The sequence below is a fragment of the Sulfurimonas sp. genome (genome assembly GCF_032250635.1).
GTDB lineage: Bacteria > Campylobacterota > Campylobacteria > Campylobacterales > Sulfurimonadaceae > Sulfurimonas.
On sequence record NZ_JAVVFL010000116.1, the window covers coordinates 1 to 7320 of the forward strand.

Consider the following 7320-nt stretch of genomic DNA (forward strand, 5'->3'; position numbering starts at 1 on the left):
CTATTACACTCTTCATAAGAAATCCCTAAAAATATTTTAACACTGTTTTTTATGAGACAATTTTGTACAGGATACAGTAATGGAAAAAATTCTAGATATAGTCGATGCAATAGCACATGAAAAAGGTCTTAAACCAGAAAAGGTAAAAGAGGCATTAAAAACAGCATTTATTCAAACCGCAAAAAGAGTAATTAACCAGAAATTTGCCTTTGAAGCAGTAATAAACAACCAAACAAAAACTATTGATGTTATTCAGACGATAACCGTGGTTGCAGACGATGATGAGAGGCTTCAAGATGAGTTTATAGCTCCCGCCTATATCTCAATAACTGAAGCAAGAGAGTATGACGATCAGGTAGAACTTGATGATCAGCTTCAGATTCCACACGACTTGGAGGAGTATGGCAGAACTGCCGCTTCAACACTTCACCGTGAGATAGAGTACCATATTCAAAGACTTATAGAAGATGAGATTTTTAACAAATATAAAGCCAAAATCGGGACACTCGTTACCGGCAGAGTAACAAGAGTGGACAACAACAATGCGACATATATTGATATTGATGAAGTTCGTGCGGTTTTACCTATGAAAAACCGTATAAAAGGTGAAGTTTTCAAAATCGGAGACCACCTCAAAGCGGTTGTCCGCCGTGTAAATATGGACAAAGAGAACGGTATCCAAATCGAGCTCTCACGTACATCTCCAAAATTTTTAGAAGAGCTTTTAGCGCTTGAGGTTCCTGAGATTTCAGACGGAACCGTAGTTGTTGAAAGAAGCGCTCGTATCCCTGGAGAGAGAGCTAAAGTAGCGCTTATCAGCATGCACCCTCAAGTCGATGCAGTAGGCGCGACAGTCGGAGTTAAAGGCGTTCGTATCAATGCCGTCAGCCAAGAGCTTATCGGTGAAAATATAGATTGTATCGAGTACTCAAGCATCCCTGAGCTTTTTATATCAAGGATTATGAGTCCTGCCATTATCTCTAGTGTTGAGATTATAAAAGATGAGAACGGTGAAGCGCAAAAGGCTATCGTATCACTCTCATCTGATCAAAAATCAAAAGCAATAGGCAAGAACGGGATAAATATTCGTTTGGCTTCTATGCTTAGCGGTCTCAACATTGAGTTGGTAGAGAGTGACAAGCCTGAGAATGGCATTGGCGAGAGCGGTGAACAAAAAGAGAGTGTTGACGCTCTTAAGGCACTGTTTAGTTAGTCCGCAAAAGGAACAAAGTTTCTTTAGAAAAGTTTGACGCATAAAGCGTCAGATTTCATACTCTACTCTCTTGCCATGTACGGATTTAGCTTTAAAAGTATCAAATCCGCTACCATGTTTCCAAGCAGCGTTAAAAACGCTGTAATCATTAAAGTTCCCATAATTATTGGATAGTCACGGCTCAGGGCGCTCATATAAAAAAGCTGCCCCATCCCCTCAATTCCAAAGATAGACTCCAAAATCACACTTCCGCCTATAAGTCCCGGCAAAGAGAGCCCTAAAAGAGTTATTATCGGTGGCAAAAGATTTGGAAATATGTAGTAGCGAAGCAGCTCTCTTTTGTTCAAACCGCGGGAGAGTGCAAAGTAGTAGTAGTCACTCTTTAGTATCTCTAGTGTCAGAGAGCGGATATAGATTATCATGCTTCCAAGCCCTACAAATATCATAACTCCTACCGGCAAAACAAGGTGCCAAACCATATCAAGATAGTAAGCAACTCCCTCTTTTGGCTCTACCGAGTGCAGACCCGAGATAGGAAACAATCCTAAAGTCAAAGAGAAGAAAATGATAAAAAGAAGTGCCAGATAAAAAGAGGGCATTGAGAACGAAACAAGAGAGACTTGACGTATGATGTAATCACTCTTTTTTTCATAGTTAAGTGCCGCTTTTATCCCCAAATATAAAGAGATAACAAACACGGCAACAAGTGCGGTGATGTTCATGGCTAACGTTACGGGGAGCCGCTTTATTATCTCGGCACTTACATCCTGACCACTTACAAAAGAGATGCCGAAATTTAGACTAAAGATGTTTATAACCCAATCCACATACTGTTGCCACAGAGGTTTGTCAAGACCATATACCGCTTTTAACGCGGCTATTGCCTCATCCGTCATATTTGGATTTAACTCCCCTGCTCCAAAAAAACTGTTGGGTGCGGCATGGATCGCCAAAAAGGAGATAACGGAGATAAGAAGAAGCATAAAAAGTATGTACGCTGTTTTTTTGATTACTCTGTTCATTGAAAAAATTATAGCTAAAAAAGATCAAAATGAGTCCTACTCATCTTCCCACAAAACAGGAAAGGAGAAGATGAGGAGGGCTCACTCCCCCGGAAGGAGGTCGGGGGATATGAGCTTATAAAAGGGTGTATGGCAGTGACTAGAAATTGTATGTTAGATAAATCTGAATATGATTAGTATCATTATCAGTATTTGCTATATTGTCTTCTTGATTATCCATGATAAATGCGACAGAAGTATCCAGTGGGCCAAATGATTTAGATGCAACTAGAGCAATCTCAGTTACCTCAGTATCAACCGCTGCACTTGGGTTAATATCAGCAGCATAGTAACCTGCAAGCAGATCAACACCCGCAACAGTTCCCTCAGCAGTTATAGAGTAAGACTCTGCGCCGGTAGAAGATACATTACCGTAAGCCCACCACATCTCAGTATATAGTTTTGATTGACCGGTTGTAGTAGCAACGTTAGCTACTCCTAAAGTACCTTTATCATCTACATCAGAGTATGCAACTTTGATAGTAGCAACATCTTTAGCCTCATAACCAAGCATGACCGCGAATGCTTCATCTTCATCAGAATTATTTACTTCGATTTCAGTATATTGAGCACCTGCTAAGATACCGCCGACATTTAAGTCTGCTTGAAACCATGTTGCCTCTGCTAGTTGCTGTAAGCTATAGTACCAAGCTTGAACAGTCAGTGGCTTGATTGAGTTGTTTACAAGACCTGCAACATAAACACCGTTTGTTCCAAAAGTGTTAAACGCACCACCCTGAGAAGTGATTCCAGCTTGAGCAGCACCGCCTTGAACACCGCCTAAATTAATATCATTTAATGTTCCAGGAGCAAGTGGAGCACCAGTGCTTTTTGGATCCCAGCTTGAACCGTTATGCTTACCTACATAAGTAGCAACTAAAGTTGTATCAGGAATGCTTTGGTTGATTAGAACTGCCGCTTCAAACGTATTTTGGTCAATTCCCCAAGTCTCTGTAAACGCCAAAGGAGTATCAAGCGCTTGACGACCTACTTTTACAGTTGTGTCAAATGCAGAACCTGCAACCCATAACTCACCAAGAAAAAATGCATCCTCAAGCTGTTTACCGCCAAGCTCACTAGCAAAACTTGCGCCTGCAGCATCTGATATAGTATGTACATTTGACCAAGTATTATCTACTAGATTGTTCTCTAAACCTAAAGTAGTTACATAAGTCCCTTTAACACCTGCAGACACGCCTTTAGTAAGGTCTGTTGTCAACTCCAGATTTCCCGCAGCATTTCCATAAGCGCCTTCAGCATCAAAAAATGACGGTTTAGTTCCGCCAAGAACACTTTTATAAGTTCCAACATCGCTATCCATTGTTCCATAGAACAATTTCACGTCACCGGACACTTTTGTGTTTTCAATTGCAAAGGCAGTTGAACCTATTAGCATTGCTGCTATTAAACTTAATTTTGTCAATCTCATTTTAATTCTCCCAAATTTAAAAAGTTGTTAACATATTGTCAACACGATGTCAATATATTGTCAACATAGTGTCATATTTATCTTTAAATTAAGATTAACTTATGAGAATAAACTAATATTTTTTATAAGATTGTTATTTATTTTCTGTATACTTGCATTATGAAAAACATTATTATGACAATATTGGCAGTTACACTCTTTAGCGCATGTACTAAGATTGATGGGGTAAGCCCTTCTCAGAACAAGGCTCTAAATAGTGTCGCTGGTAAAACGGAGAAAAGAAAGAGTGGCTATATGCAACAAAAACTAGACAAGTGGCTAAATGAAGAGTGGTCACCCGTAGTTGAGGGTACTGAACCGCCCACAGGAGATACTGCGGTTAAGATCATAGAAGGCGAAAACGGTACTTCAAAACTTGTCGAAGCCAAAACTGGCACACTTCTAAAAGAGATGACTAAAGAGGAAGTGATAAAGCAAAAAGAGATGCAAGAGAAGTATAGCGACGAAGATAGAAACTTTACACTGCAGGAGTATGTCGACAAAATGGCACTTTATAACAGCACTCACGCTTTGGACGAGGATGAGTCTCACGCTCAAAAAATAAACTCAATGCCTGTTATAGGCAATAAAAAATAGAACTATACTCCCCTTTTGGGGAAATATAGTTTTGTGTTAAAAAGCAAAACTAACGGTAGCTACGACATTCTCTTCATCAGAACTGGAATCACTCTCATGATTAAAATCAATGTATGCAACACTTAAATCGAATTTCTCAAATGATCTATTCAGTCCTGCAGAATAGTTGGTACCTATGTTGTCATAGTCGCCATAACTAACACTAAACCCTATCTCATACGGCAGTTTGACCGAAGCACCGACCTCCCAATAATCCTCAGGGTCTAACTCATCAGTCTCAATGCCGACGCTATATTTTGCGTTGAGACCAAACTTTTCCCACTCTTTACTCAATCCAAAATAGACCTCTGCAAAGTTATACTCATCTGACATATTTGGATAAATATACTCTATTGCTCCAATATCAAAACCGACTCCTTCGAGTTCGCCTGCATATCCTGCATAAACATCTGCTTCCAAAGAGTTTTTTCCATCTCCAAACTCTACATTTGATCCCCAGACACCTGCATACAAACCTGCGTACTCCAAATCAACTCCGCCCTGAATTGCTGGGGAGTCTTTTGTTTGCGTCATCCCTCTCCAGACATAGTTACTTGTTAGTGCTACATTTGCGCTCACACTAACACCAGATTTCTCAGCTTCTGCAAATATTGAAGTTGCCAGCAATGCGGTAATTACACTTAATTTAAGAAGTTTCATCTTTTATCCTTTTTGTGATTGTGATATTATTGCACATGAATTAAATTAATATTACTAAAAATAGATTAAAAATTAGGCAGTTTATTGGAGAAATTTTAATGCGGTTGTTAAAAAGCTTAAAACATATCTGCTTTAAGCTTTTAAAAATATTTATTGGTGTCTACTTCACATCCCAAGCAAGAACAGTTTTGCCCTCTGGAGTTGTCTCAGCTGCGGCCATACCCATGATGTTATATCCAGCATCCACATAGTGAACTTCACCCGTAACACCCGAAGCCAAGTCGCTCAGTAGGTACATAGCAGAGTTGCCGACCTGTTCAGTTGTTACATTTTTCTTAAGAGGTGAGTTTGTCTCATTCCAGTTTAAAATCTGTTTAAAGTCGCCTATTCCCGCAGCAGCCAATGTTCTGATAGGTCCCGCAGAAATAGCGTTAACTCTCTGCCCTTTTTTTCCAAGCTCAACCGCCATGTATCTAACGGTTGATTCAAGTGCTGCCTTTGCAACACCCATAACATTATAATTTACTATATATTTTGGCCCGCCTAAATATGAGAGAGTAAGGATAGATGCATCATCGCTTAAGACGGATTCTAAACGGTTTGTCAAGTCTATCAAAGAGTAAACGGAGATATCCATTGCAATTTGAAATGCCTGTTTTGTAGTTTTCATAAAAGGCTCGCTAAGCGCCTCTTTTGGAGCAAATGCAACGGAGTGAACCAAAAAATCGATCTTGCCGAAATCTTTGGCTATTAGTGAAGCGATATTTGCCATATGCTCATCGTTTGAAACATCCAGTTCGTACACTTTGTCACTTCCAAAAGATGCAGCCAGCGGCTCAACTCTCTTTTTGAGCGCATCGTTTAAGTATGTAAACGCCAACTCGGCTCCCTGCTCATGGCATGACTTTGCTATTCCATACGCTATCGACTTATCGTTTGCCAAACCTACTATTAAACCTCTTTTGCCCTTCATTACCATTTACATCTCTCCTATTATTTTATTTTGAACAATGTCGGAAGTAATTCCGCCATTTACGCTAGCCGCTATGGCACTAAAGCGACGCGTTACGCGTCAAGTAGTAATCCCTATTTGTTTAATACACTTGCATATTCGCACATTGTACAAAAATGTTCCGCATAGAGTGCGGCACTGCCTACTAAAATACCCTCAACACCATCAAGCGCCAAAACTTCCTTGGCGTTTGTAACTTTAACGCTTCCGCCATAAAGTAGAGGAGCCGATGATTTTTTCTTCAGTTCTGCATGTATCGCTACGATATCCGCATTTGTTGGAGTAAGCCCGGTTCCTATCGCCCAAACAGGCTCATAAGCTACAATGAGATTTTCATACGAAGTGTCTATCCCCTCGTACTGCGCGGAGATATACTCCATCATGCTCTCAAATCCGGCTTCTCTTATCTCAAGCGGTTCGCCGACACAGTAGATAATCTTAAAGCCGAGTTCTTTATAAAAGTTGAACTTTTTAACAAGTTCTTCTTGTGTTTCGCCTAGAACATGCCTTCTCTCGCTATGACCGATGAGAATAGTTTTTATACCAAACTCCTCTAACTGCTCATAGCCGATTTCACCTGTAAATGCGCCGTTAATTGTAGGATAAGCATTTTGTGCGCCTACAACTACGGCTCCTACATGTGGGTTTAAACTTGAAGTTGCAGGAAAAACAAAAACCTCTTGAGAGATGCTGTTTTTTCTTAAAAAGCTCTCTACCTCGTTTATATATTTGAGAGTTTTCTCTCTTGTAAGATTTGTTTTTAAATTTGCTGCAATAATCATAACTTAACCATCCGTAATAACTAAAGATGCCACACCGGGCAAAACCTTGCCCTCAAGCAGCTCTAGAGATGCCCCGCCGCCTGTTGAGATAAATGTCATCTCATCATCAACGCCAATTCTCTGAACCAGATCAGCCGTATCGCCGCCGCCCACAACGGTTGTCGCATAGCTGTCAGCTACAAAGTGCGCTATCTCATTTGAGCCTCTTGCAAATTTATCCATCTCATAAACACCCATGGGACCGTTCCATAAAACGGTCTGAACATCGCCTAAAACCTCTTTATAAAGTTTTACGGTTGCGGGACCAATGTCAAGTCCCATCCATCCTGAAGGAATCTCCTGAGCAGATGTTATTTTTATGATGGAATCCTCAGCAAATTTTTCCGCCGCGACAACATCGACGGGAAGATAAAATTTAACACCGAGCTTTTTCGCCTCATCCATGATATGTCCCGCGTCTTCAAGCAGATCGTCCTCAACAAGCGAAG

The 7320-nt window shown here is 40.4% G+C and carries 8 protein-coding genes; 2 read left to right on the forward strand and 6 right to left on the reverse strand.

Features of this window, described 5'->3' with window-relative positions:
- Window positions 1-79: 79 nt before the first annotated feature.
- A complete protein-coding gene (gene nusA / locus RQ763_RS07775) occupies window positions 80-1213 on the forward strand; it encodes a transcription termination factor NusA (protein WP_314152187.1) in 1134 nt (377 codons plus the stop codon).
- 62 nt (window positions 1214-1275) lie between these two features.
- Here the strand turns inward: nusA and RQ763_RS07780 are convergent, their stop codons facing one another.
- Together RQ763_RS07780 and RQ763_RS07785 are read right to left on the reverse strand one after the other, a co-directional pair.
- Window positions 1276-2235 carry an ABC transporter permease gene (locus RQ763_RS07780; RefSeq protein WP_314152189.1) on the reverse strand — a complete coding sequence of 320 codons (960 nt, stop codon included), beginning with the start codon at window positions 2233-2235 and terminating at the stop codon, window positions 1276-1278.
- A 139-nt stretch (window positions 2236-2374) separates the two neighbouring features.
- Window positions 2375-3703 (reverse strand): hypothetical protein, encoded by a 1329-nt coding sequence (locus RQ763_RS07785; RefSeq protein ID WP_314152190.1) that lies wholly within the window; start codon window positions 3701-3703, stop codon window positions 2375-2377.
- A 159-nt stretch (window positions 3704-3862) separates the two neighbouring features.
- On the opposite strand from RQ763_RS07785, the gene RQ763_RS07790 reads away from it, so the two are divergent.
- Entirely contained in the window at window positions 3863-4339 is a 477-nt protein-coding gene (locus RQ763_RS07790; RefSeq protein WP_314152191.1) for a hypothetical protein, read from the forward strand.
- Window positions 4340-4375: 36 nt separating this feature from the next.
- On the opposite strand, the gene RQ763_RS07795 is transcribed toward RQ763_RS07790, so the two are convergent.
- From RQ763_RS07795 to pgk, 4 genes are all read right to left on the reverse strand, one after another.
- Window positions 4376-5038 carry a TorF family putative porin gene (locus RQ763_RS07795; protein ID WP_314152193.1) on the reverse strand — a complete coding sequence of 221 codons (663 nt, stop codon included), beginning with the start codon at window positions 5036-5038 and terminating at the stop codon, window positions 4376-4378.
- 160 nt (window positions 5039-5198) lie between these two features.
- Window positions 5199-6017 carry an enoyl-ACP reductase FabI gene (gene fabI, locus RQ763_RS07800; RefSeq protein ID WP_314152194.1) on the reverse strand — a complete coding sequence of 273 codons (819 nt, stop codon included), beginning with the start codon at window positions 6015-6017 and terminating at the stop codon, window positions 5199-5201.
- A 107-nt stretch (window positions 6018-6124) separates the two neighbouring features.
- Window positions 6125-6832, reverse strand: a complete 708-nt coding sequence (locus tag RQ763_RS07805; protein WP_314152195.1) for a triose-phosphate isomerase — start codon at window positions 6830-6832, stop codon at window positions 6125-6127.
- A 3-nt stretch (window positions 6833-6835) separates the two neighbouring features.
- Window positions 6836-7320, reverse strand: a 485-nt coding sequence (gene pgk / locus RQ763_RS07810) for a phosphoglycerate kinase (protein WP_314152197.1), incomplete at its 5' end; no start/stop codon positions are given.